The sequence below is a fragment of the Arthrobacter sp. CMU6 genome, assembly GCF_059090205.1.
The window spans coordinates 167,525-190,975 of sequence record NZ_JBNHFL010000002.1; the positions used below are offsets into that span (position 1 = coordinate 167,525).

The following is a 23,451-nucleotide window of genomic DNA, read 5'->3' on the forward strand; positions in this document are numbered from 1 at the left end:
CGGCGTAAGGCCGTGTGACGCGAAGCGATGTACCCGTTGGCGTTAGTATCTTGACTAGAGTCCACTGTAATACAGCCCCGTCAGGCACTATGCACTGCCTGTCTGTGCGCATGGCGACGGAGAAGTTTCATTTATTGCACGTCAGATCCACACCTAACGAGCCCGCATGGTCCGCCCGGCCTGACCCCGAATCCACATCCGCATCCGTGTAGCAACCTCACTGCCACGCGAACGGTGGCCGCGCCATGATCATGTACCTGTCCATGATGCTGACGGCGGCGATCGTCTCCTACGCGGCAACGTGGGGTGCACGGCTGATCGGCAACCGGCTTGAGCTGTTCGCGCCGATCCGCAGCCGGGACATGCATTCCAGCCCGGTCTCGCGCCTCGGCGGCCTCGGAATTTTCGCCGGCGTGCTGGTGGCGCTGGCCGTGGCAAGCCAGTCCTTCTTCGTCAAGGACATCTTCCGGAATAACGGTGCTCCCTGGGGTGTGCTGGCGGGTGCGGCCGTGATCGTGCTGGTGGGAGTGGCGGACGACCTTCTGGACCTCCGCTGGTGGGTCAAGCTGATTGGGCAGGCTCTGGCCGCGCTCGTCGTGGCCCTCTGGGGTGTGCGCATGACCATCATCCCGTTCATACCGGAACCGATCCGCTTCGACTCGGACCCGGTCAACATCGTCCTGACCACAGGCCTCATCGTGGTCACGATGAACGCGTTCAACTTCATCGACGGGCTGGACGGACTGGCGGCCGGGGTAGCCATCATCGGGGGGTCCGCCTTCTTCCTCACCGCCTACTGGGTCCACCGGAACGCGCCGATCCTGGACCGTTCGGACCTCGCCACGCTGCTGACGGCCGTCCTAGTTGGCAGTTGCCTGGGCTTCCTGCCGCACAACTGGTTTCCTTCGAAGATCTTCATGGGCGATTCCGGCGCGATGCTGATCGGCCTGCTGATGGCGTCAGCCGGTGTGGTCTCGACCGGTCAGATCACCTCCGGGCTTTATGACCGTGTCAACGGTATCCCCACGATCATCCCCATCCTGCTGCCGTTTGCCGTGCTGTTCCTGCCGCTCCTGGACCTGTGCCTCGCGGTGGTGCGGCGCACCGCCGTCGGCCGCTCACCATGGTCCGCCGACCGCGGGCATCTGCACCACAAACTCATGGACATCGGTTATTCCCACCGCACTGCGGTGATGCTGCTGTATTTGTGGGCGGCCGTCCTGTCCTTCGGCGGCCTGGCCTTCGCTGTCTACCCCTGGCAGGTCGTGCTGGCAGCCATGGTCGTCGCCACGCTGATCATGGGCTTGGTCACAGCCTGGCCGTACCTGAGCCGCCGCGGCGAGAACGCCGGAGCGCGACAGGCTCCAGAGTAACAGGCGCTTTTCGGAAAATTTCTATCTCGTGTAGAATTCAGGTGCAGGTCTTTCCTGCACCACTCCACCCTGCCCCGAAGATTGGGTTTCGCATGACCTCCAACGCCGAACCCGGACCTGCATCCGGCAAGGGATCCGTTGGCGCATCCGGCCCCAAGCAGTCGCTGTGGCTCGGTCTGCTGGGCATCAGCTCTGCAGCGGCCGGCGGAGCGCTGCTGCTCACGGGCATCGTTGCCTTGATTCTTAACGCCTGGGTCGGACTGCTCTCGAGTACGTTCGGCGGCCTGCTGGTGATGGCATTTTTTGCCATCAGCCTCCTGATCGGCCACTTTGTCGGCAAAAACAATCCGTCTGGTGCCGTTGGCCTGTTCGTAGCGACGTACTTCGTAAAGGTCATTGGCTTTGCGGTTGTGCTGTTCGTTCTCGGCGCGCCGGAATGGCTGCACGAACGCTGGTTCCTGATTGGGGCAGTCGTCTCTGTGGTGTTCTGGCAGGCTGCCGAAATCTATGGCTTCAGCAAAGCCCGGCTGCAGATCTTCAACGACCCCCAACCAAACGCACAGTCGGAGAGGGGAACCACCGATGTCTAAGCGGCACCACCCCGAAAACAACCCTGCCGACGACGCCCGTAAACAGGCCCGCACCCAAGGCGAGTCAGCTGAGAATGGTGATGGCGGTTACAACGCTGGAATCGCCGTATTCAGCTACATTATTGGCGGAATCATGGTCTGGAGTTTGATAGGGTGGGGACTGGATTATCTGTGGGGAACCCGCTGGATTGTGCTCGCAGGCGCTCTGCTTGGAGCTGCGGGAGGATTCTATCTATCCCATATGCACGGCCTCACCAGTTCGAGAAAACCGACTGGCGGGAATGGTGCAGCCAGCGGCCCGTCCGAGGACGGGACCAGTAATGCCAAATAACTTTACGAGGGGGAGGGCGAGCATGAGTCACGCCGGAACCCGACCAACGCCCAACGATGGACACTGCAGAGAGGAAACGCGTTGATCGCGCTTGCGCTCCCGGCCCAAAATTCAGGAGTCTTCACGCCTCCCGGAATTGAAGAAATGCACCTGCCGGCGATCCTGCCGTGGGGTGCGCATGACGGATTCTCCAAGCAGATGCTGCTGGTAATCCTGTCCGTCGTCATTATCGCTACATTCTTTATGCTAGCTGCGCGGAAGCAGCAGTTGGTTCCTGGCAAGCTGCAGTTCGCCGGCGAGATGGCCTACGGCTTCGTCCGCAACAGCATCGCCAAGGACATCATCGGCGGCAGGGACTTCATGAAGTATGTCCCGCTGCTGTTCAGCCTGTTCTTCTTCATCCTGGTGAACAACATCTACGGCGCGATCCCGCTGATCCAGCTGCCGAGCTTCTCCCACGTGGGCGGCGCCTACGTCCTGGCGGCCATCGTCTACATCACCTGGATCGCCATCGGCGTCAAGAAGAACGGCCTGCGCTACTTCAAGCTCGCCACGGTACCCTCCGGAGTTCCGGTCTACATCCTGCCGATCGTCATCCCGATCGAGATCATCTCCAACTTCCTGGTCCGCCCTGTCACGCACAGCCTCCGTCTGTTCGCCACCATGCTGGCAGGCCACCTGATCGTCATGATCGCCGGCTCGGGAATTGAATTCCTCGTCATGCAGGAGAACGTTCTTTTGAAGGGGACCTCTGTTTTGGTCCTGGCCGGCGCGATCGCCATGTACATGCTCGAAGCGCTGATCATGGCACTGCAGGCCTACGTCTTCACCCTGCTGACTGCGATTTACATCGAAGGCGCTATTCACGCCGACAGCCACTAGGCACCCCTTAAACTTCCCCCTCGCGGGGATGAAGCAACCCAAACAACCTGCCACAGAGTTGGCATCTTGAAAGGAAGAAAAATGGAAGGCTCCATCAACGGCTCCCTCAACCTCATCGGCTACGGCCTCTCGGCCATCGGCGGTGGTATCGGTGTGGGTCTCGTGTTCGCCGCTTACATCAACGGTGTGGCACGTCAGCCGGAAGCCCAGCGCGTCCTTCAGCCGATCGCATTCCTCGGCCTTGCGCTGACTGAAGCCCTCGCCATCCTGGGTCTGGTCTTCGCATTCGTTCTTAGCTAGTCCAGCAGAACTAGCGAACATTCAGAACCGAGTAGATAAGGACGGGTGAAATATGAATCAGCTGATCATCTCAGCCGCCACCGAAGGCGCAGCGGCGGCTAACCCGCTCGTTCCCAATGTGTGGGAAATGGGCGTCGTCCTCGCCGGCTTTGCTGTCCTCTTTTTCATCGTGGTCAAGTTCGTTGTCCCGATGTTCGAGAAGACGTTTGCAGAGCGTGCCGAGGCCATCGAGGGCGGCATCGCCAAGGCTGAGAAAGCTCAGGCTGAGGCTTCTGCCGCACTCGAAGAGTACAAGCAGCAGCTCACTGATGCCCGTGCCGAGGCCAACCGTATCCGTGAGGAAGCGCGTGCCGAAGGCGCCCAGATCCTTGCGGAACTGAAGGAGAAGGCTGCGGCAGAGTCTGCACGCATCACCGCTCAGGCACACACGCAGATCGAGTCCGAGCGCCAGGCGGCAGTTGTGTCGCTGCGTTCGGAGGTGGGCACTCTTGCCACCACGCTCGCGGGCCGCATCGTTGGGGAAACCCTCGAGGACGACGCACGTGCAGCACGCGTTGTTGACCGCTTCCTGGCTGATCTGGAGACCCAGAACGCAGGTGTAGCTAAGTAATGGCAGGTGTATCGAGCGAATCGCTGACCAAGGCGCTGACCGAGCTGGAGCCAAAGCTTCCGTTTGCATCGCTGCAGTTGGCAAAGGAACTTTTCGGGATCCTGGGAGCGGTAGACAGCTCGGCTGGCTTGCGCCGGGCCCTGACTGACCCCTCCCGCAGCGGTGAGGAAAAGTCGGCGTTGATCAAGCAGCTCTTCAGCGGAAAAGTTTCCGCCGAAGCCGTGGACATCGCAGCCGGTCTGGCCAGCTCACGCTGGGCATCGGCGCGAGACATCGGCGATGCACTCGAGACGCTTGCCGCAACGGTGGTCATTGCCGTTGCTGAAAACAAGTCGGCCGTTTCTGCCTCCGGTATCACCGGCCTGGAAGAGCTGGAGAACGATCTTTTCTCCTTCAACCAGGCTGTGGCTGCCAACCACGAAGTGCAGCGTGCCCTGTCTGAACCGCAGGCCAGCGCTGCTGCAAAGATCGCCCTGGCCGGAAGGCTGGTTCCTTCCGCAAGTGAGGAAGCCAAGGTCCTCATCGGACAGGCGGTTGCGCAACCCCGTGGCATCAAGGCAACCAAACTCGTGAGCCGTTTCGCCGAGCTCGCCGCCAAGCGCCAGCAGCGCTGGATTGCGACGGTCAGCGTCACGCGTCCCCTCACCGGGACGCAGGAGAACCGTCTGCAGTCGGGACTGAACTCCCTTTACGGACGCGAGCTCAAGGTCAACTTCAACGTTGACCCCACGCTGATCGGCGGCATCCGGGTTCAGGTGGGGGACGAAGTGCTCGACGCTTCGGTCCTCACCCGCCTGAATGACCTTCAGCGCCAGCTGGCCGGCTAGCCGGACAAGCACAACAAAACTGATAGAAACCCCGGTCATCGTGAGCAACGATGATCACGAATACAGGAGAGCAGGGACTGCAGATGGCCGAATTGACCATCAACGCCGACGACGTCCGTAATGCGTTGAACGAATTCGCGGCGTCCTACGAACCCGGAAACGCAGAGCGCGTAGAGGTCGGCCGTGTGACCACCGCAAGTGACGGCATCGCCCGTGTTGAGGGCCTTCCCTCGGTCATGGCGAACGAGCTGCTTCGCTTCGAAGACGGCACCCTGGGCCTCGCCCAGAACCTCGACGTGCGCGAGATCGGTGTCATCATCCTCGGAGACTTCACCGGCATCGAAGAGGGCCAGGAAGTGCACCGCACCGGACAGGTTCTGTCCGTGCCGGTCGGCGACGCCTTCCTTGGCCGCGTGGTTGACCCCCTGGGTGTGCCCATCGACGACCTCGGCGAGATCAAGGCCGAGACCACCCGCGCCCTGGAACTCCAGGCACCGGGCGTTACCCAGCGTAAGTCTGTGCACGAACCGATGCAGACCGGCCTGAAGGCCATCGACGCAATGATTCCGATCGGCCGCGGCCAGCGCCAGCTGATCATTGGTGACCGCCAGACCGGCAAGTCTGCGATCGCCATCGACACCATCATCAACCAGAAGGCCAACTGGGCTTCGGGCGATGTGACCAAGCAGGTGCGCTGCATCTACGTTGCGATCGGCCAGAAGGCATCCACGATCGCTGCGATCCGCCAGACCCTTGAGGACAACGGCGCGCTCGAGTACACCACGATCGTTGCTTCCCCGGCTTCTGACCCGGCCGGCTTCAAGTACCTTGCACCCTACGCAGGTTCGGCAATCGGCCAGCACTGGATGTACGGCGGCAAGCACGTCCTCATCGTGTTCGATGACCTGTCGAAGCAGGCAGAAGCCTACCGCGCCGTGTCGCTGCTGCTCCGCCGTCCGCCGGGACGCGAAGCCTACCCCGGCGACGTGTTCTACCTGCACTCCCGCCTCCTGGAGCGTTGTGCCAAGCTCTCCGACGAACTCGGCGCAGGCTCGATGACCGGTCTTCCGCTTATCGAAACCAAGGCGAACGACGTTTCGGCGTACATCCCGACCAACGTCATCTCCATCACTGACGGCCAGATCTTCCTGCAGTCGGACCTCTTCAACGCCAACCAGCGCCCCGCTGTTGACGTGGGCGTCTCGGTGTCCCGCGTTGGCGGTGCCGCCCAGGTCAAGTCCATGAAGAAGGTCTCCGGTACCTTGAAGCTGGACCTCGCCCAGTACCGCGACATGCAGGCGTTCGCGATGTTCGCGTCCGACCTCGATGCTGCATCCCGCCAGCAGCTGACCCGAGGTGCACGCCTCATGGAGCTGCTCAAGCAGGGCCAGTACTCGCCGTTCCCGGTTGAGAACCAGGTCGTGTCCATCTGGGCAGGCACCCAGGGCTACCTGGACGATGTCCCGGTCGAGGACATCAGCCGCTTTGAGTCCGAATTCCTGGAGCACCTCAACCACAAGTCCTCCATCCTTACGACGCTGGCCCAGACCAACGTCCTGGACGACGACACCGTGGCAGCTCTGAAGACCGCGATTGTGGACTTCAAGAAGGGCTTCTTCGGCGAAGGGGACGACAAGCTGGTAGGTGCAGGCCACGAGGAGCATGAAGCTATCTCGGAGGGTCAGGTCGACCAGGAAAAAATCGTCAGGCAGAAGCGCTAGTTTCGCTGGCAGGGACTGCCGGAACCCTTCGGGGATCCGGCAGTCCCGGCCATCGGGATCTTAGGAAAGGATAAGTATGGGAGCCCAGATCCGGGTCTACCGTCAGAAGATCAGCTCGACGACGTCGATGCGCAAGATCTTCAAGGCGATGGAACTGATCGCTACCTCGCGCATCGGCAAGGCCCGCGCCAGGGTAGCAGCTTCACTGCCTTACGCGAACGCGATCACGCGCGCTGTTTCCGCCGTCGCAAGCCAGAGCGAAATCGACCACCCGTTGACCACCGAGCCGGAGTCAATCCGCCGGGCCGCAGTCCTGGTCATCACCTCGGACCGCGGCCTTGCAGGCTCGTACTCCGCCAGCGTGCTCAAGCAGGCCGAAGGCCTGAACGAACTGCTCCGTGCCGAAGGCAAGGAAGTCAAGACGTACCTGGTGGGCCGCAAGGCGCAGGCGTACTTCGATTTCCGGAGCCGCCCGTACGGGCGCGTCTGGACCGGAAGCACCGATGCCCCGGAGTTCGCCACGGCACAGGAAATCGGCGCGGCACTGCTTGAGGATTTCGCCATCGACTTCGAAGAGGGCGGCGTGGACGAGATCCATGTTGTGTACACCCGTTTCAAGTCCATGGTCACCCAGGAGCCAACCGTCATCCGTCTTCTTCCCCTCGAAGTTGTGGAAGAGCAGGCGACCTCCGAAGCTGAGCTGCTGCCGCTGTACGAGTTCGAACCGGAGCCGGAACAGGTGCTCAACGCCCTGCTGCCGCGCTACATCGAGTCCCGTATTTTCGCGGCCATGCTGCAGGCTGCGGCCTCTGAGCTTGCTGCACGCCAGCGGGCGATGAAATCCGCCGGCGACAACGCGACGGACCTCATCAAGAAGTACACGCGTCTGCGCAACACCGCGCGCCAGGCAGAGATTACGCAGGAGCTTTCCGAAATCGTGGCCGGCGCCGACGCACTCGCGTCCTAGCCGCCGGGATCTCGGATTCAGCCAGACCTGCACCAACAGATAAACTTAACCCCACGCCATCTACGAGTGAAGTGAGAGAGATGACTGCCACCGCTACCGAACACGTAGCCGCAACGTCCGGTGCCACCGGCCGTATTGCACGTGTCATTGGCCCGGTTGTCGACGTCGAATTCCCGGCTGACGCAATCCCCTCGATTTACAACGCACTCACCACCGAGATCACTCTCAACGGTGAGACCAGAACCATCACGTTCGAGACCTCCCAGCACCTGGGTGACAACCTCGTCCGCGCCATCTCCCTGCAGGCAACCGACGGCCTGGTCCGCGGCACGTCCGTAGTGGACAGCGGCTCGCCGATCTCCGTGCCTGTTGGCGACGGCGTCAAGGGCCACATCTTCAACGTCCTCGGCAAGCCGCTGGATGTCGACGAGTCCGAGATCCAGGCTTCGGACTACTGGCCGATCCACCGCAAGGCCCCGTCCTTCGCGTCCCTTGAGGGCTCCACCGAAATGCTCGAAACGGGCATCAAGGTCATTGACCTCCTCACGCCGTACATCAAGGGTGGAAAGATCGGCCTGTTCGGCGGCGCCGGCGTGGGCAAGACCGTTCTGATCCAGGAAATGATCACCCGTGTTGCCCGCAACTTCGGTGGTACTTCCGTGTTTGCCGGTGTCGGCGAGCGTACCCGTGAAGGTAACGACCTCTGGGTTGAAATGGAAGAGGCAGGCGTCCTCAAGGACACCGCCCTTGTGTTCGGCCAGATGGACGAGCCGCCGGGAACGCGTCTGCGCGTGGCACTGTCCGCCCTGACCATGGCGGAGTACTTCCGCGATGTCCAGAACCAGGACGTGCTGCTCTTCATCGACAACATCTTCCGCTTCACGCAGGCAGGTTCCGAGGTTTCCACGCTGCTGGGCCGCATGCCTTCCGCCGTGGGTTACCAGCCGAACCTTGCCGACGAGATGGGTCTCCTGCAGGAGCGCATCACGTCCACCAAGGGCCACTCCATCACCTCGATGCAGGCCATCTACGTTCCCGCAGATGACTACACCGACCCGGCACCGGCCACGACCTTCGCACACCTCGACGCGACCACGGAACTTTCCCGTGAAATCGCCTCTCGTGGTCTGTACCCGGCCGTGGACCCGCTGACGTCGACGTCCCGAATCCTGGACCCGCAGTACATCGGCAAGGACCACTACAACACGGCTGTCCGTGTGAAGCAGATCCTGCAGAAGAACAAGGAACTCCAGGACATCATCGCCATCCTCGGTGTTGACGAACTGTCGGAAGAGGACAAGATCGTCGTGTCGCGTGCACGCCGCATCCAGCAGTTCCTCTCCCAGAACACCTACACTGCCAAGCAGTTCACCGGCGTTGAGGGCTCCACCGTTTCCATCAAGGACACCGTGGAAGGCTTCTCGGCCATCTGCGACGGCGAGCTCGACCACGTAGCAGAGCAGGCGTTCTTCAACGTCGGCGGCCTGGACGACGTCGAGCGCCAGTGGGCCAAGATTCAGGAACAGACCAAGTAATATGGCTGAGCTTGAGGTTGAGATTGTCGCAGCGGACCACTTCGTGTGGTCCGGAGCGGCCAAGATGGTCAAGGCCCGCACCAGCGATGGTGAAATCGGAATCCTGCCCGGCCACTCGCCCGTGCTGGCGATTTTGGCCGAGGGTCAGCTGGCAATCGAGCCGGTTTCCGGCGACCGCATTGCCGTAGATGTTGACGGCGGGTTCTTCTCCGTCGACAACAACCGGGTGGTAATCGTTGCTGACAACGCCCAGCTGGGTGACGCGGCCACTGCGGGGATCCGATAGCACAACCCTGATGGACGTTACTTCCTTTCCGTTCATCGCCATAGCAACCGTGTTTGCGGTGCTGATTTTTACGTTGTGCCTTTTTGGGGTGCGCCGCTTCAACCTGCGGCGCGCCCTGGGCACGGTGGACGCCTCCATTCGTACGGCTGGAAAGAGCTGGCGGATGGGGGTTTGTCGTTATCAGGACAATGAGCTTGAGTGGTTCAAACTGATCTCGCTCAGCGTCCGGCCCCGCCACCGCTTCAAACGGAGCTCCTTGGAGCTGCTGGGCCGGCGCCAGCCCACGGAGGCTGAGCTGGTCAAGGTCCAGCCCGACGTTGTAATCGTGGAACTTCGGTACGAGGGACAGGACGTTTTCCTGGCCATGAAGTTCGACGCCTACACTGGCCTGTCCTCGTGGCTCGAAGCCGGGCCGGTCATCGGCGTCGGGACCTGGCGCTGAAAGCTGCCCCGGCCCCAATACGCCGTCCTGAAGTTTCAAGATCTGAAAATATTAGTGACAAAAAAATGATCCCCGGCACGAATGCCGAGGATCATTTCTTTTTGAGACAAACTTAGACGACGGTTACGCCCGTAGCCTGGGGACCCTTGGCGCCCTGGCCGATTTCGAACTGAACGCGCTGGTTCTCGTCGAGGGTCTTGAAGCCGCCGGTCTGGATCTCGGAGTAGTGAACGAAGACATCGCCATCGGAGTCGTCCGGGGTGATGAAGCCGAAGCCCTTTTCAGCGTTGAACCACTTGACGGTTCCCTGTGCCATTTATTTCTCCTCAGTATGGAACTTTTTTAAGGCCAGCACACCTCGTACTGGTCTTGGTTACTCCGCGAGAAGAATCCTGGCCTGCACCCCCGATAACCGGAATTGCGTTGCAGGAGCTTCGCGCTCGCAACATGTCTTGCGAGCATGAAAAACACCTACACAAAGACTGATACAAGAATTTCACGGGCAAACCGTCTGGTCAACGGGCAAAACGGGAATTCCGGGAAATTTTGGGCAAATCCGGAGTAAACGCCTGATCACCCTTTGGATACCGGCCCCGGGCGGTCAGAAAAGCCGGGATTCGATGTCGTCAACGCCGCGCATCGCGTCGTAATCCAGGGTCACGCAGTCAATGCCGCGGTCGGTCGCGAGCACTCTGGCCTGCGGCTTGATTTGCTGGGCGGCGAAGATGCCGCGGACCGGTGCCAGCAGAGGATCCCGGTTGAGCAGTTCAAGGTACCTTGTCAGCTGCTCCACGCCGTCGATGTCGCCGCGGCGCTTCAGTTCGATGGCGACGGTAGCGCCGTCGGCATCCCGGGCAAGGATGTCCACTGGCCCGATGGCGGTAAAGTACTCCCGACGAATCAGGGAGAACCCCTCGCCGAGAGTTTCGATCTGGTCGGCGAGGAGCCGCTGCAGGTCGGCCTCGACGCCGTCCTTGATCAGGCCCGGGTCCTGACCCAGTTCGTGGGAGCTGTCGTGGATCTGTTCATGGATATTGATGATGAGCCGGTCGTCCGTCTTGGCAGACTGCACGGTCCACTGCTCGACGACGCCCACTTCGACGTCGGCCTCCTCGGGGGTGGTGACGCGGAGAACGGCGGGCGGGCTCATCCAGTTCAGGGGCTTGTAGGAGCCGCCGTCGGAGTGCACCAGCACGGAACCGTCGGCCTTCACCAGCAGGAGCCGGGTGGCGAGGGGGAGATGGGCTTTAAGCCGGCCAACATAATCTACGGAGCAACGGGCTATGACGAGACGCACGCCCTACACCATACCTTCTCCCGCCGTGCCTTCTTTGCCGGTCCCTTCTCTGCCGGCGCACGGGCAGGACACACGGCCTGCGGTAGCACGGTGTCATGCGGGGGCAGGGGAGGCCGCCGGCTAAGGCAGAATGGAGGCATGCCCCGCTCCAACCGTCCCCGCCGCGCCAAAGCCGGCCGCGGTACGGCCGGGAATGCCCAGGGCAGAGGAAAGCACGGTGCCGGTCCCGCGCCGGAACTTGACTTGGAGCGGGCGCGCGCGGGAATTGCCCGCCGGGAAAGTGCGCCGGACGGCGACTGGATGGTGCGGACCATGACGGCCCGCAACGCCGAAAAGACATACATCTGCCCGGGCTGCTCCACCGCTGTGCCGCCCGGAATCGCCCACCTTGTGGTCTGGGCTGACGACCACCTGTTCGGAGCAGCGGCGGGGCTCGCCGAGCGGCGTCACTGGCACACCAACTGCTGGACGTCCCGCAACTTCCGGTACCGGTAACGCAATGTGGCCCGTGCCCGGGGCAACCCGGCCGGAAGATAAGCTGGTGCGCATGACTTTTGACCCGGCGTCGTACGTTTTCAGCCAGCCATCAGCAGCCACCGCGATCCGCGCCTCCACGGTGCTTCCCGCCCGGCGCGAAAACATCGAAATCCACACCGAGGACGGCCACACGCTGGTGGGCGAACTGGCGCTGCCGGAATCAGGTCCGGTCGCTGCCACGCTGATCACCCTCCACCCGCTGCCCACGCACGGCGGCTTCATGGATTCCCACGTGTACCGCAAAGCGTCGTACCGGTTGCCGGCGCTGGCGGGGGTGGCCGTACTGCGCTTCAACACCCGGGGCACGTCCTCGCCGCGCGGAACCAGTGACGGAGCCTTTGAAGAAGGCATCGGCGAGCGGTACGACGTGGAGGCGGCGGTCCGCTTCGCCGTCGAACGCGGGCTGCCCAACCGTTGGCTCGTGGGCTGGTCCTTCGGCACCGAACTCGCCCTCATGTACGGCGCCGTGGAACCGGTGGCCTCGCAGGTGGAAGGCGCCGTCCTGCTGTCCCCGCCGCTGCACCGCGCCACTGACGAGCATTTGAAGCTGTGGGCGGATGCGGGCAAGCCGCTGACCGTCCTGGTGCCCGAGCACGACGACTACCTCCGGCCCGCCGCAGCGGAGGCCCGCTTCAGCCTCGTGTCCCAGGCCCGGGTGGTGGGGGTCGACGGCGCCAAGCACCTATGGGTGGGGGAGAAGCAGGCCGCCCGGGTGCTGAACGAGATCGTCGACGACGTTACGCACAACGGCTCAGGAGCCGCGGGCCTCCCGCAGGAGTGGAAAGGGCCGGTGGCCACTGCCGCCGTCTGAGGCGATTAGGCCCACGGCCTGCGCCTAGTGCTTGTCCTGGCGGACGATGTAGATCTCCTTGATGAGCAGCAGGGTGGCAGCCGCCGTCGGGATGGCAATCAGTGCCCCGAGGACGCCGAGCAGGCTGCCGCCTGCGATCACCGAGATCACCGCAACGGCGCCGGGCACCGCCACAGCCTTCTGCATGATGCGCGGCGAGATGAAGTACGCCTCGAACTGCAGGTAGGCGAAGTAGCAGATGGCGTAGGCCAGGGCGGACTGCCACCCCAGCGTGAGGGTGATCAGGATGACCACCACACCGGCGATCAGCCCGCCAACCAGCGGTATGAACGCCAGCAGCGCCACGACGAACGCCAGCAACACGGCGAACGGCACGCCGATGATGGACATGACGATGAAGGCGAAGGTGGCGTTCAGGAGGGCCACCACGGCCTGGCCGATGACGTAGTTGCCCACGGAGCGGGTGATCTCCTCGGACAGCGCCTCGACCCGTGAGCGCCGGGAGCGGGGCGCCAGCCGGTAGCCCCACTTCTTCATCGCCGGCAGCGCCGCCAGGAAGTAGAGGCTGAGTACCAGGACGATCAGCGTGCCGAAGAGGCCGTTGGCCACCGTGGAGCCGAAGCCGACCACGCCGCCGAAAATTCCGCTCATGGCCTCCGGGTTCTTGACGAACTTGTCCAGCTCCTCCGTGATGCGGTCGCGCACGCCGAACTGGTTGTCCACCGTCCGGAAGAAGTCCGAGTTGATGAAGTCGCGGACCCAGACCGGGGCCTGCTTCACGAGTTCGGTCACCTGCTCCACGATCGTGGGGATGAGGGTGGCAAAGAATCCGACCACCGCGAGCATCAGTACGGAGACTGACACGAGGATGCCGGCGGGCCGGGGAATCTTCCGGCCCTCAAGCCAGCGCACCACCGGATCCAGGCCGAGGGCGATGAACAGGGCAGCCACGATCCACAGCAGGAGCTGGGTGGTGTGGGATCCGATCCAGTAGACCAGCAGGGCCAGGCCCACGCCTACAGTGCCCATGAATCCCAGGTAGAGCGGGTGCTGTGCGGAGATGCGGGGGCCGGGCGAGCCGAAACGTGCGGTGTCCCCGGGTTCCCCGGCCTCAACGTTGTCGGGATGCTCCGGGGGGAACTCAAAGCGGAGCCGGGGCTGGGCGCCGGGGATTGGCTGGCGCAGGCGCTTCAGCACAGCGCCCAAGGCAGCGGGACGGCCCTTCGTCCGAGCAGGTTTTTGCGGCAACGCGGGCTGCGGCCCGGTGCCGTGACCCGCAGGGTTCTTTGCGGCTGTGTCCTGGGGTGCCGGCAGGCTCTGGGGGGAGTCGGCTTCGGGCAGATCCTCGGGGCCGCGCATGGACGGATCCGTGTGTTCAGTCACTGCTTTTGATGCCTTTTCCGTGCGTGGCGCCGCGGCTGCGGGCCGGGTGTGATGATCATCGCAAACACTATCAGCAGCCTTGTGAATAGCAGGGCGGGCGGCGTTTTCCCGGAGTGGCAGCCGGGGCCCTGGACCCCCCGATCCGGCCTATTGATAACAAAACGGTTACTATTGGGGGTAAACCCCCGCTGATGATAGGTATTCCTTTGCGTTTCAAGACTGCAGTTGCACTTGTGCTGCTGGGCCTCCTGACACTGCTGGCCGGCATCGGGCAGAAGACCTTCTGGGCCCCCGCCGAGACAGTGACGGCAACGGCCGCCGCCGGCGAAGCCGCGCCCCTGACCGTTATCGACCAGAAGCTGCGCACCCTCGAAGGTGGAACGGTCACCATCAACGTCAAGGGCGAGGGCAGCTTCCTGCTCGCCGCAGGACGCCCGGATGACGTCGACGCCTGGGTGGGCAAGACCGCCCACAACACGGTCACCGGACTCTCCGATGACAAGAAGTCGCTGCAGGTAAAGCACACCGACGGCGAAGCCAGCGCACCGTCGCCGGCCGGCTCTGACCTCTGGGTCAGCGCCGAGAACGCCAGCGGCGAGCTTGACTACACGTGGTCCGCACCGGCCGACGGCGATTGGACCCTGCTGCTCGCAGCGGACGGAAAGAAGCCCGCGCCGTCGTCCATCTCCATGACGTTCCCGAATGACACCTCCATGCCGTGGGCCGTGCCGCTCATGGTCATCGGCGGGCTCCTGATCCTCGCCGGCGGGGCTCTGCTGGTCCTCAAGCCCAAGGGCGGATCCCGCGACGGCGGGCCGGCAGGCAACAGGCCCGCTGACAAGGCAAGCGACACGGCCGGCGACAAGGGCAGCCCGCTCGCCCGGCGCGCCCGCGCCAAGGCAGCAGCCAAGGCCGGCGAACGGTCCTCCTCGGCCCGGCTCAGCGTGGTGGTTGCGGCCACCACGGCCGCTGTCCTTGCCGGCGGCGCAGCTGCCGCCCAGGCCAGCACGTCCTCGGCCCCGGCTTCTAGCTCCACGGCACCCACGACGAGCGCGTCCGCGGCGCCCGAGGCCGCCGGCACTCCGGTGGTTCTGGACGCCCAGTTCCGCCGCATCCTCGAACAGGTGGCCAGCGCCACCGACGCCGGCGACGCCGCGAAGGACGCCAAGAAGCTTGCCGCCCGCGTTGCCGGGACGGAACTTGAGGTCCGCACCCAGAACTACAAGATCAGGTCGCGGGTGGCCTCCTACGATGCGCGCATGCCCGTGCGTTCCACCAAGCTGCTGACCACGGTGGTCACGGACAAGCGCGAATGGCCGCGCTCCGTCCTTGCCGTCACACAGGGTGAAGGCAACGTTGTGCCGCAGCTGCTCACGCTCGTGCAGAAATCCCCGCGGGAGAACTACAAGCTCGTGGGCACCTCACCGCTGCAGCCCGGCACCACGTTCCCGGCGATCGTACGCGGCGGCACGGAGTCGCTTGCCGCGGGCGACAAGTCCGGCCTGCTCTACAGCGGGCAGGAAGCCCTCGCCGGCCTGGCGGACCGGCTGACCAAGTCCAATTCCACGTTCAAGAGCAAGCTGGTGGAAGGGGAGTCCTCCCCGTACATCGCGGACACCCTGTCCTACCAGGCTGACATCGTGAAGGACGGCGTGGACGGCAAATTCGCGTTCACGCACAAGGTTGTTCCGGAGAGCACTGTCGTGTTCCGCACGGAGGACGGCGGGGCCCTGGTCCTCGGCCGCCTGACCTTCAACTTCGACGGCACGCCCAAGGCGGACGGCGACAAGCTGTCCATCGGCAACGATGCGGCCGTCCTCGCCGGCGGCAAGGAAACCACCACCGGCATGGTGCTGAAATTCGCCGAATCCGTGGCCGTGTACGTTCCGCCAGCTGCCTCAAAGGATCCGATGAAGCTCGTGGCTGCAACGCGCGGACTGGTTGGCGCCAGCTTCAAGTAGGGAACGGCTTTCCGTAAACCTGCCGTCACTGGAGCGGCCGCGGTGCTTACCGCGGCCGCTCTTGTGGCTAGAGTGGGAGCTATGAGTTCGCCAGCTTCCCGCCCTGTCCCTCCGGCCGCGAGCCAGCTTAATCTTCGCGGCGCCGTCGATCTCTCCGCCCTCAAGCAGCGGCCGGCACCGCCGGCAACGAACAATCCGCCCGCAGCAGGCGGCCCCCAGCTCCAGCACGCCGACGGCGGACCCGCCCTCCGGGTGGAGGTCACCGAGGCAAACTTCCAGAGCCTTATCGAGCTCTCGGCCCAAGTGCCCGTGGTGTTTGTCCTCTGGGCCGCCTATTCACCCGAATCAGCCGGCGTGCTGGATGCGCTTGACCGGAACATCCAGAGCTACGGCGGCCGGCTGGTCCTCGCCGCTGCGGACGTCGAGGCGTTCCCGCAGCTTGCCCAGGCCTTTCAGGTGCAGGCCGTCCCCACCGCCGTCGCCGTGCTCAAAGGCCAGCCGGTTCCGCTCTTCCAGGGCGGCGCGGACGAGCAGCAGATCCGCCCGCTGCTGGACGAGCTGCTGACGGTTGCCGCCGCCAACGGGGTGACCGGCAACGTCGGAGGAGGCGCAGGTGCATCTGATGAACCAGCCCCCGCCCCTTTGCCGCCGCTTCACCAGAAGGCCTTCGACGCCATTGAAGAGGGTGACTACGCCGCTGCGGCCGCTGCCTACCGGCAGGCGCTGGCTGAGATGCCTGCGGACGCCGAAGCCAAGGCGGGCCTGGCACAGGTGGAGCTCATGGAACGCCTGCAGAGCCTTTCCGGACCCGAGGGCGAGGCCCTGCGCCAGCAGGCCGCGGACGAACCCGACAACCTTACGGCCCAGCTCGGCGTGGCGGATCTCGATCTCGCTGGCGGCCACGTGGAGGATGCCCTGAACCGCGTTGTCGCGTTCATCGGCAGGAACTTCGGGCCGGAACGCGAGACCGCCCGCGTGCGCCTGCTCGAACTGTTCGAAGTTGTCGGGACCACGGACGAACGTGTTGGCAAGGCCCGCCAGGCACTGGCCCGGGTGCTGTTTTAGTGGTGGTGCCCGCCCTGTTCCGTCCCCTGACGCTGCGATCCCTGGAACTGCAGCACCGCGGCTGGGTTTCGCCGATGTGCCAGTACAGCTGCGAACCTGACGAGGCCCCCGGGGTGCCCAACGACTGGCACCTCATGCACCTGGGATCGTTCGCCGCCGGGGGAGCGGCCCTCATCCTGGCGGAGGCTGCGGCAGTGAATGCCGAGGGCCGCATCAGTCCGCGTGACGCGGGGCTGTACAACGACGAGCAGGCGCTGGGCTGGGAGCGGATCGTTCGCTTCGTGCACCGCCACGGTGTCGCCGGCACAAAGATCGGTGCCCAGCTCGCCCATGCAGGACGCAAAGCGTCCACCTACTGGCCGTTTTCCGGCCGGAGCGGATCGGTTCCGGCGTCCGACGGCGGCTGGGAGACAGTGGGTCCGGGCGCCCAGGCCTTCGACGGCTACGCGCCGCCGGCCGCCATGACGGAGGATGCCATCCAGGGCGTCATCGCCGATTTTGCCGCCGCAGCGTCCCGTGCCGTGGACATCGGCTTCGACACCATTGAACTGCATGGTGCCCACGGATACCTGCTGCACGAGTTTCAAAGCCCCCTGATCAACGACCGCACTGACTCTTGGGGCGGCAACGCGGAGGGGCGGAACCGGCTGACCCTGGCCGTCATCGACGCCGTCCGCAACGTCATCCCGGAGTCCATGCCGCTGCTGCTCCGCATTTCGGCAACCGACTGGGCTGAGGGCGGAATCAGCGTCGAGAACTCGGTCAGCCTCGCCGCGCAGGCCGCCGAGCGTGGCGTGGACCTTGTGGACGTGTCCAGCGGCGGGGCCGTGGCGCACCAGCAGATCCAGCCGGGACCGGGGTACCAGACGGACTTCGCAGCCCGGATCCGCCGCGAAACAGGAGTCCCCACCGGCACCGTCGGGCTGCTGACGTCCCCGGACCAGGCCGAGCATGTGGTGGCCACCGGACAGGCTGACGGCGTCTTCATCGCCCGGGCAGCACTGCGGGATCCGCACTGGTGGCTCCGGGCCGCCTTTGAACTTGGCCACGACCTGCGCTGGGCGCCGCAGTACGAACGGGCCGTGCCGCGCCGTTCTTTTTGACGGCCTGGCCGCCTGGGTTTTCTACTCCTTCCGGGGGATCCCTCCGGGGACAGGCCGCGGCTAGGGTAAGTGCATGAGCTCTCCCTTAACAGCCCTCTCGATCAGGGGGCTTGCCAAGCGCTTTGGCACCAAGATCGCGGTGGACGGCATCAGCCTCGACGTTCCCGCCGGGTCGTTCTTCGGAATCGTCGGGCCCAACGGTGCTGGCAAGACCACCACCCTGTCCATGGCCACGGGCCTTCTGCGCCCGGACTTCGGCACGGCGGTGGTCCACGGGGTGGACGTCTGGTCGCGGCCGCTGGAAGCCAAAAAGCTGATGGGCATCCTGCCCGACGGCGTGCGGCTGTTTGACCGGCTCAGCGGTGAGCAGCTGGTCACCTATGCCGGGCTGCTCCGGGGCATGGACCGGAACGTGGTGTCTGCCCGGGTGGGGGAGTTGCTCGCAGCGTTGGACCTCGGCCAGGACGCGGGCACCCTGGTGGTGGATTACTCCGCCGGCATGACCAAGAAGATCGCGCTGGCATCCGCACTGATCCATGCGCCGAAGGTCCTGGTGCTGGATGAGCCTTTCGAATCCGTGGATCCCGTCTCCGCCGCCAACATCAGGGACATCCTGGACAGGTACGTGGCCACGGGCGGGACCGTGATCGTGTCCAGCCACGTGATGGACCTCGTGCAGCGGATGTGCGACCACGTGGCCGTTATAGCGGGTGGCCGGATCCTGGCCGCCGGAACGGTCGACCAGGTGCGTGCCGGTGCCACCCTGGAGGATCGGTTCGTGCAGCTCGTGGGCGGCAGGAGCCAGACGGAGGGGCTCGAATGGTTGCGCACCTCCTGAGGCTGAAGCTCACGCTGCTGCGGAACGGCCTGCGGCGGAGCCCCTGGCAGCTGGTTGGGCTGGCGTTCGGCGGACTGTATGCACTGTTCATCGTCGGCATGTGTGTGGTGCTGCTGGTCCTGCTCCGGCAGGAGGACGCGGGCCTGGCCCAGACCGTCGTGGTGCTTGGTGGCTCGGCGGCCCTGTTGGGCTGGGGAATCGTGCCGGTCATTGCCTCGGCCGTGGACATGACGCTGGACCCTGCGCGGTTCACGACCTCGGCCGTGCCCATGCCGCAGCTTCTGGCCGGCCTCGCGCTCGGCGGACTCATCGGACTCCCGGGGCTGGCCACATCGCTCGTAGCCCTGGGCACCGTGGTGACCTGGTCCCGGGGTGTGCTGCCGGCCGCGGGCGCGCTGGTGGGTGCCGTCCTGGGCGTGCTGACCTGCGTGGTGTTCTGCCGGGTCGTCACTACAGCTACTGCGAGCCTGGCAGCCTCACGCCGGTTCAAGGACGTCAGCGGCATCGCTTTTATGATTCCCCTGGTCCTCCTGGGTCCGATCACCGCCGGCATCTTCCAGGGCATGGCCGGTTCCGGGGCTTTCCTGTCCGGCCTGGCCGGCCACATTTCCTGGACGCCGCTGGGGGCCGCCTGGTCGCTGGGCGGAGACCTCGAGGCCGGACAGCCGGGCCCGGCTGCACTCAAGCTGCTCATCGCCACGACCACCCTGGCGGGACTTTCCTGGTGCTGGAAGCTGCTGCTGGAACGTGCCCTGGTCACGCCGCCCTACAGCGGAAGCAACCGCCGGAAGGGCGGGCGGCTGGGGCTGTTTTCCCTGCTGCCCGCGACGCCGGCCGGTGCCGTCACGGCACGGGCCCTTACCTACTGGTTCCGTGATCCCCGGTATTCAGGTTCGCTGGTGGTCATTCCGCTGCTGCCGGTTGTGCTGGCTTTCCAGGGCAGCCAGACCAACGACTACGGCGTTCTGATGATCACCGGGCCGCTCACGGCGTTCCTCCTGGCGTGGTCCATTTCGGGGGATGTGTCCTACGACAACACGGCATTTGCCCTGCACGTCGCGGCCGGGGTGCGGGGAGTCCATGACCGGCTGGGGCGTGCCCTGGCCTGCCTTGCCTTCGCGTTGCCGGCGGTGCTGATCCTCGCCGTCGTGCCGTTCTTCATCACGGGGGACTGGGCGTGGTGCCCTGCCATCCTGGGGATGTCCGTGGGGGTGCTGCTGACCGGGCTGGGCCTGTCCTCCGTGGTGTCCGCCCGCTACACGATTGCCGTGCCCCTTCCCGGCGACAGCCCGTTCAAAAAGCCCCCGGGCAATGTGGGGCAGACCCTCGCCGTCCAGTTTGGCGGGATGGGTGTCCTTCTGGTGCTGGTCCTCCCGGAGGCTGGCCTGATCCTGGCGCAGGTGCTCACCGGAGACCCGCTGTTTGGCTGGATCAACCTGGCACTGGGGCCCGTCCTGGGCGCGGCGCTGTTCATCGTGGGGGTCCGGGTGGGCGGGCGCTGGCTCGATGCCCGCGGCCCGGAGCTCCTGGCGCAGGTCAGCGTCAACCGCTGAAACCCCCGCCGCCGGATGCATCTGCCGGGCGGCGGCCCGCCGTGGTTGACTAGCAGGACAGCCGAGAGAAAGGCCGAACATGGAGGTCGTCATTCTTCCGGGCGGCAGGCAGATTGCCTCCCTCGTGGCAGACGCAGTGGAAAACCTGCTGCGTGGCAAGCCCGGCGCCGTGCTGGGGCTTGCCACGGGATCATCGCCGCTGCCGGTCTACGACGAACTCGCCCGGCGCCATGAGCACGCCGGCCTGGACTTCAGCCGTGCCTACGGATTCACCCTGGATGAGTACGTCGGGCTGGAACCCGGACATCCCGAGTCCTACCGGGAGGTGATCCGCCGCGACTTCGCGAACCGGGTCAACATCGACCCGGACAACATCCTCGGACCGGACGGAACCGCCCCGGACATCCCGGCGGCCTGCCGCGCCTACGAGGACCGGATCAGGGAGCGCGGCGGCATCGATCTGCAGCTTCTGGGCCTGGGCACCGACGGACACATCGGCTTCAACGAGCCGGGCTCGTCCCTGGCCTCCCGCACCCGGATCAAGACGCTCATCGAGCAGACACGCCGCGACAACGCCCGCTTCTTCCGCAGCATTGACGAGGTGCCGCACCACGTGGTGACCCAGGGGCTGGGCACCATCCTCGAGTCGCGGCACGCCATCCTGCTGGCCACCGGAGCCCAGAAGGCGCAAGCCGTCCACGACCTGGTGGAGGGGCCCCTCGCCGCGATCTGCCCGGCCTCAGTCCTGCAGCTGCACCCGCACGCCTCCATCGTGGTGGACGAGGCCGCCGCGTCGTCACTGAAGCTCGCCGACTACTACCGGCACACCTACGACCACAAACCGGCGTGGCAGGGCCTTTGACCGGAACCTGCGTCCGGGTCCTCCCGCGGCCGCACCTGCGGAACGGCTAAGATGGATGCCATGAGTAGCATGACGGATCCTCTCGACAACGACCCCATGCGTGAGCTTTCCGGCGCCGGATCGTCCACCGCAACGATTGAGCGCGAGGAACTGCGCCAGGAAGTGGAGCCCGGCGACCGCGAGCGCTTTTCACACTACGTGCGCAAGGAAAAGATCATGGAGTCCGCCATGACCGGCGAACCGGTCATCGCGCTGTGCGGCAAGGTCTGGACGCCCGGGCGGGATCCGCAGAAGTTTCCGGTCTGCCCAATGTGCAAAGAGGTCTATGACGGCCTCCGCCCGGGTAACGACGGCGGCAGCGGGTCCGGCGGAGACTCAGGCAACAACAAATAGTGACGGAGACACTCTTCGGCGGACCCACCCTGCCCCCGGCTTATCCGGAACGTGCAGCCTGGGGAACCGCCCCGAAGCTCCGTGCCTGGCAGCAGGAAGCCCTGGACCTCTACTTCAGCAAGGCTCCGCGCGATTTCATGGCCGTGGCCACCCCCGGCGCCGGCAAGACCACCTTCGCACTCAGGGTGGCCTCCATGCTGATCGAGGCCGGCACAGTCAACCGTGTGACCATCGTCGCGCCCACCGACCACCTAAAGCGGCAGTGGGCTGACGCCGCCGCGCGAGTCGGCATCGCCATTGACCCAAACTTCAAGAATTCCGACGGCCAGCACGGCCGCGGGTTCATCGGCGTGGCAGTGACCTACGCGCAGGTGGCCAGCAAGCCCATGCTGCACCGCGCCAAGACCGAGGCGGCCCGCACCCTGGTGATTCTTGACGAAATCCACCATGGCGGCGAGGCGCTGTCCTGGGGCGACGGTCTCCGCGAGGCCTTCGACCCCGCAGCCCGGCGGCTGTCCCTGACCGGTACGCCGTTCCGGTCGGACACCTCGCCCATTCCGTTTGTGGAGTACACCGAGGACCACGAGGGCATCCGCCGCTCGAAGTCGGACTACACGTACGGTTACGGCAACGCGCTGCGTGACCACGTGGTGCGTCCGGTTATCTTCATGGCGTACTCGGGGCAAATGCGCTGGCGCACCAGCGCAGGTGACGAGATGGCCGCTTCCCTCGGCGAGGCGGCGGTCACCAAGGACATCACGTCACAGGCCTGGCGGACCGCCCTGAATCCGGCCGGGGAATGGATCCCCGCCGTTCTGGCAGGAGCGGACAAACGGCTCAGCGAGGTCCGGCGGTCCGTTCCCGACGCCGGCGGCCTGGTGATCGCCACCGACCACGAGGACGCCCGGGCGTACGCCGGCCAGCTGAAGAAGATCACGGGCGAGTCGCCGACGGTGATTCTGTCCGATGATGCCAAGGCCTCCAACAAGATCGAGGAGTTCAGCGCGGGCGACAAGCGCTGGATGGTAGCCGTGCGCATGGTGTCTGAAGGCGTGGACGTGCCGCGCCTTTCGGTGGGCGTCTATGCCACCTCCACCTCCACCCCCTTGTTCTTCGCCCAGGCCGTGGGGCGCTTTGTGCGTTCCCGGAAGCGCGGCGAGACGGCCTCTGTCTTCCTCCCGTCCGTTCCCCAGCTGATGGCGCTGGCCAACAGCATGGAAGCCGAACGTGACCATGCCCTGGACCGGCCGCAGAACGATGACCCGGACGGTCTGATGGACCTCGAAGAGTCGTTGATGGACGAGGCGAACCGCGAGGAGAAGGCCTCGGACAGCCTGACCAAGGGCAAGTTCGAGGCGCTGGACTCGCAGGCGTCCTTCGACCGCGTGCTGTTCGACGGCGGCGAGTTCGGCACCGGAGGCGACATCGGCTCCGAGGACGAACTCGACTTCCTCGGCATTCCGGGCCTGCTGGACGCCGAGCAGGTGGGCATGCTGCTGCGTCAGCGCCAGCACGAGCAGCAGGGCCGGAAGAAACGCCAGGGTCCGGCTGCCGAGCCTGCGGCCCCCGCGGTACCGGACCACCGGATGCTGATGGACCTGCGGAACGAGCTGGCGAAGAACGTGGCGGCCTGGTCTGCGCGGACGGGCACCCCGCATGGCGTGGTGCACACGAAGCTCCGTACGGTCTGCGGCGGGCCTCCCGTGGCCCAGGCGAACGAGGAGCAGCTTCAGTCCCGGCTGAAGAAGCTTCAGGACTGGTTCATCGGCAGGAAGTAGCGCGGC

Annotated in this window: 25 protein-coding genes; 22 read left to right on the forward strand and 3 right to left on the reverse strand. The window is 64.9% G+C overall.

The window, feature by feature from the left end:
• Positions 1-245: 245 nt before the first annotated feature.
• From AC5RWD_RS02145 to AC5RWD_RS02200, 12 genes are all read left to right on the forward strand, one after another.
• Positions 246-1,373, forward strand: coding sequence for an MraY family glycosyltransferase (locus AC5RWD_RS02145; protein ID WP_494018471.1), 1,128 nt, complete (start codon positions 246-248; stop codon positions 1,371-1,373).
• Between the two features lie 92 nt (positions 1,374-1,465).
• Positions 1,466-1,963 carry a hypothetical protein gene (locus tag AC5RWD_RS02150; protein WP_494018472.1) on the forward strand — a complete coding sequence of 166 codons (498 nt, stop codon included), beginning with the start codon at positions 1,466-1,468 and terminating at the stop codon, positions 1,961-1,963.
• Positions 1,956-2,294 carry a hypothetical protein gene (locus AC5RWD_RS02155; protein ID WP_494018473.1) on the forward strand — a complete coding sequence of 113 codons (339 nt, stop codon included), beginning with the start codon at positions 1,956-1,958 and terminating at the stop codon, positions 2,292-2,294. The genes AC5RWD_RS02150 and AC5RWD_RS02155 overlap by 8 nt, the downstream gene beginning before the upstream one ends.
• Positions 2,295-2,375: 81 nt before the next feature.
• On the forward strand, positions 2,376-3,176 hold the full coding sequence (gene atpB, locus AC5RWD_RS02160) for a F0F1 ATP synthase subunit A (RefSeq protein WP_494018474.1): 801 nt from the start codon (positions 2,376-2,378) through the stop codon (positions 3,174-3,176).
• Between the two features lie 81 nt (positions 3,177-3,257).
• On the forward strand, positions 3,258-3,476 hold the full coding sequence (atpE, locus tag AC5RWD_RS02165; RefSeq protein ID WP_011692451.1) for an ATP synthase F0 subunit C: 219 nt from the start codon (positions 3,258-3,260) through the stop codon (positions 3,474-3,476).
• 52 nt (positions 3,477-3,528) lie between these two features.
• Positions 3,529-4,086 (forward strand): F0F1 ATP synthase subunit B, encoded by a 558-nt coding sequence (locus AC5RWD_RS02170; protein ID WP_494018475.1) that lies wholly within the window; start codon positions 3,529-3,531, stop codon positions 4,084-4,086.
• Positions 4,086-4,913 carry a F0F1 ATP synthase subunit delta gene (locus tag AC5RWD_RS02175; protein WP_494018476.1) on the forward strand — a complete coding sequence of 276 codons (828 nt, stop codon included), beginning with the start codon at positions 4,086-4,088 and terminating at the stop codon, positions 4,911-4,913. Before AC5RWD_RS02170 ends, AC5RWD_RS02175 begins: the two co-directional genes overlap by 1 nt.
• Before the next feature lie 83 nt (positions 4,914-4,996).
• Entirely contained in the window at positions 4,997-6,634 is a 1,638-nt protein-coding gene (gene atpA / locus AC5RWD_RS02180; protein ID WP_494018540.1) for a F0F1 ATP synthase subunit alpha, read from the forward strand.
• Positions 6,635-6,710: 76 nt separating this feature from the next.
• Positions 6,711-7,601: a F0F1 ATP synthase subunit gamma gene (locus tag AC5RWD_RS02185; RefSeq protein WP_494018477.1), complete on the forward strand. Its 891-nt coding sequence runs from the start codon at positions 6,711-6,713 to the stop codon at positions 7,599-7,601.
• Between the two features lie 80 nt (positions 7,602-7,681).
• Positions 7,682-9,136: a F0F1 ATP synthase subunit beta gene (atpD, locus tag AC5RWD_RS02190; protein WP_494018478.1), complete on the forward strand. Its 1,455-nt coding sequence runs from the start codon at positions 7,682-7,684 to the stop codon at positions 9,134-9,136.
• 1 nt (position 9,137) lies between these two features.
• Positions 9,138-9,422 carry a F0F1 ATP synthase subunit epsilon gene (locus tag AC5RWD_RS02195; protein WP_306924356.1) on the forward strand — a complete coding sequence of 95 codons (285 nt, stop codon included), beginning with the start codon at positions 9,138-9,140 and terminating at the stop codon, positions 9,420-9,422.
• 10 nt (positions 9,423-9,432) lie between these two features.
• On the forward strand, positions 9,433-9,864 hold the full coding sequence (locus AC5RWD_RS02200; RefSeq protein WP_494018479.1) for a DUF2550 domain-containing protein: 432 nt from the start codon (positions 9,433-9,435) through the stop codon (positions 9,862-9,864).
• Between the two features lie 112 nt (positions 9,865-9,976).
• Here the strand turns inward: AC5RWD_RS02200 and AC5RWD_RS02205 are convergent, their stop codons facing one another.
• Together AC5RWD_RS02205 and nucS are read right to left on the reverse strand one after the other, a co-directional pair.
• Complete coding sequence (locus tag AC5RWD_RS02205; RefSeq protein ID WP_003804766.1) at positions 9,977-10,180, reverse strand: cold-shock protein; 204 nt, start codon at positions 10,178-10,180, stop codon at positions 9,977-9,979.
• 285 nt (positions 10,181-10,465) lie between these two features.
• Positions 10,466-11,161 (reverse strand): endonuclease NucS, encoded by a 696-nt coding sequence (gene nucS / locus AC5RWD_RS02210; protein ID WP_494018480.1) that lies wholly within the window; start codon positions 11,159-11,161, stop codon positions 10,466-10,468.
• 138 nt (positions 11,162-11,299) lie between these two features.
• On the opposite strand from nucS, the gene AC5RWD_RS02215 reads away from it, so the two are divergent.
• The gene (locus tag AC5RWD_RS02215) at positions 11,300-11,656 is read left to right on the forward strand and encodes an Rv1322 family protein (RefSeq protein ID WP_494018481.1); all 357 of its coding nucleotides are present in this window, start codon (positions 11,300-11,302) and stop codon (positions 11,654-11,656) included.
• A 52-nt stretch (positions 11,657-11,708) separates the two neighbouring features.
• Positions 11,709-12,509 (forward strand): alpha/beta hydrolase, encoded by an 801-nt coding sequence (locus tag AC5RWD_RS02220; RefSeq protein WP_494018482.1) that lies wholly within the window; start codon positions 11,709-11,711, stop codon positions 12,507-12,509.
• Positions 12,510-12,533: 24 nt separating this feature from the next.
• Here the strand turns inward: AC5RWD_RS02220 and AC5RWD_RS02225 are convergent, their stop codons facing one another.
• A complete protein-coding gene (locus AC5RWD_RS02225) occupies positions 12,534-13,892 on the reverse strand; it encodes an AI-2E family transporter (protein WP_494018483.1) in 1,359 nt (452 codons plus the stop codon).
• 191 nt (positions 13,893-14,083) lie between these two features.
• Here AC5RWD_RS02225 and AC5RWD_RS02230 point away from each other — a divergent pair, with 191 nt between their 5' ends.
• The 8 genes from AC5RWD_RS02230 (at position 14,084) to AC5RWD_RS02265 (ending at position 23,445) form a co-directional block, all read left to right on the forward strand.
• Positions 14,084-15,853 (forward strand): hypothetical protein, encoded by a 1,770-nt coding sequence (locus tag AC5RWD_RS02230; protein ID WP_494018484.1) that lies wholly within the window; start codon positions 14,084-14,086, stop codon positions 15,851-15,853.
• Positions 15,854-15,934: 81 nt separating this feature from the next.
• Entirely contained in the window at positions 15,935-16,918 is a 984-nt protein-coding gene (locus tag AC5RWD_RS02235; protein WP_494018485.1) for a co-chaperone YbbN, read from the forward strand.
• A gap of 5 nt (positions 16,919-16,923) precedes the next feature.
• Positions 16,924-18,021, forward strand: a complete 1,098-nt coding sequence (locus AC5RWD_RS02240; protein WP_494018541.1) for an NADH:flavin oxidoreductase/NADH oxidase — start codon at positions 16,924-16,926, stop codon at positions 18,019-18,021.
• A gap of 73 nt (positions 18,022-18,094) precedes the next feature.
• Positions 18,095-18,859: an ABC transporter ATP-binding protein gene (locus AC5RWD_RS02245; protein WP_494018486.1), complete on the forward strand. Its 765-nt coding sequence runs from the start codon at positions 18,095-18,097 to the stop codon at positions 18,857-18,859.
• The gene (locus tag AC5RWD_RS02250; RefSeq protein WP_494018487.1) at positions 18,841-20,412 is read left to right on the forward strand and encodes a transporter; all 1,572 of its coding nucleotides are present in this window, start codon (positions 18,841-18,843) and stop codon (positions 20,410-20,412) included. The genes AC5RWD_RS02245 and AC5RWD_RS02250 overlap by 19 nt, the downstream gene beginning before the upstream one ends.
• 79 nt (positions 20,413-20,491) lie before the next feature.
• Positions 20,492-21,274 (forward strand): glucosamine-6-phosphate deaminase, encoded by a 783-nt coding sequence (gene nagB, locus AC5RWD_RS02255; RefSeq protein WP_494018488.1) that lies wholly within the window; start codon positions 20,492-20,494, stop codon positions 21,272-21,274.
• Between the two features lie 51 nt (positions 21,275-21,325).
• Positions 21,326-21,667, forward strand: coding sequence for a DUF3039 domain-containing protein (locus AC5RWD_RS02260; protein WP_494018489.1), 342 nt, complete (start codon positions 21,326-21,328; stop codon positions 21,665-21,667).
• Positions 21,667-23,445 carry a DEAD/DEAH box helicase gene (locus AC5RWD_RS02265; RefSeq protein WP_494018490.1) on the forward strand — a complete coding sequence of 593 codons (1,779 nt, stop codon included), beginning with the start codon at positions 21,667-21,669 and terminating at the stop codon, positions 23,443-23,445. Before AC5RWD_RS02260 ends, AC5RWD_RS02265 begins: the two co-directional genes overlap by 1 nt.
• The last annotated feature ends 6 nt before the right edge of the window (positions 23,446-23,451 follow it).

Bases quoted from the DNA above. Each gene is read 5' to 3' on its own strand.
- AC5RWD_RS02170 (WP_494018475.1), top strand. From the start codon at position 3,529: ATGAATCAGCTGATCATCTCAGCCGCCACCGAAGGCGCAGCGGCGGCT.
- atpA (WP_494018540.1), top strand. From the start codon at position 4,997: ATGGCCGAATTGACCATCAACGCCGACGACGTCCGTAATGCGTTGAAC.
- AC5RWD_RS02205 (WP_003804766.1), bottom strand. From the start codon at position 10,180: ATGGCACAGGGAACCGTCAAGTGGTTCAACGCTGAAAAGGGCTTCGGC.
- AC5RWD_RS02200 (WP_494018479.1), top strand. From the start codon at position 9,433: ATGGACGTTACTTCCTTTCCGTTCATCGCCATAGCAACCGTGTTTGCG.
- AC5RWD_RS02220 (WP_494018482.1), top strand. From the start codon at position 11,709: ATGACTTTTGACCCGGCGTCGTACGTTTTCAGCCAGCCATCAGCAGCC.
- AC5RWD_RS02235 (WP_494018485.1), top strand. From the start codon at position 15,935: ATGAGTTCGCCAGCTTCCCGCCCTGTCCCTCCGGCCGCGAGCCAGCTT.
- nagB (WP_494018488.1), top strand. From the start codon at position 20,492: ATGGAGGTCGTCATTCTTCCGGGCGGCAGGCAGATTGCCTCCCTCGTG.
- AC5RWD_RS02185 (WP_494018477.1), top strand. From the start codon at position 6,711: ATGGGAGCCCAGATCCGGGTCTACCGTCAGAAGATCAGCTCGACGACG.
- atpD (WP_494018478.1), top strand. From the start codon at position 7,682: ATGACTGCCACCGCTACCGAACACGTAGCCGCAACGTCCGGTGCCACC.
- AC5RWD_RS02150 (WP_494018472.1), top strand. From the start codon at position 1,466: ATGACCTCCAACGCCGAACCCGGACCTGCATCCGGCAAGGGATCCGTT.
- AC5RWD_RS02195 (WP_306924356.1), top strand. From the start codon at position 9,138: ATGGCTGAGCTTGAGGTTGAGATTGTCGCAGCGGACCACTTCGTGTGG.
- AC5RWD_RS02245 (WP_494018486.1), top strand. From the start codon at position 18,095: ATGAGCTCTCCCTTAACAGCCCTCTCGATCAGGGGGCTTGCCAAGCGC.
- atpE (WP_011692451.1), top strand. From the start codon at position 3,258: ATGGAAGGCTCCATCAACGGCTCCCTCAACCTCATCGGCTACGGCCTC.
- AC5RWD_RS02230 (WP_494018484.1), top strand. From the start codon at position 14,084: ATGATAGGTATTCCTTTGCGTTTCAAGACTGCAGTTGCACTTGTGCTG.
- AC5RWD_RS02260 (WP_494018489.1), top strand. From the start codon at position 21,326: ATGGATGCCATGAGTAGCATGACGGATCCTCTCGACAACGACCCCATG.
- AC5RWD_RS02215 (WP_494018481.1), top strand. From the start codon at position 11,300: ATGCCCCGCTCCAACCGTCCCCGCCGCGCCAAAGCCGGCCGCGGTACG.
- AC5RWD_RS02145 (WP_494018471.1), top strand. From the start codon at position 246: ATGATCATGTACCTGTCCATGATGCTGACGGCGGCGATCGTCTCCTAC.
- AC5RWD_RS02175 (WP_494018476.1), top strand. From the start codon at position 4,086: ATGGCAGGTGTATCGAGCGAATCGCTGACCAAGGCGCTGACCGAGCTG.
- AC5RWD_RS02155 (WP_494018473.1), top strand. From the start codon at position 1,956: ATGTCTAAGCGGCACCACCCCGAAAACAACCCTGCCGACGACGCCCGT.
- AC5RWD_RS02250 (WP_494018487.1), top strand. From the start codon at position 18,841: ATGGTTGCGCACCTCCTGAGGCTGAAGCTCACGCTGCTGCGGAACGGC.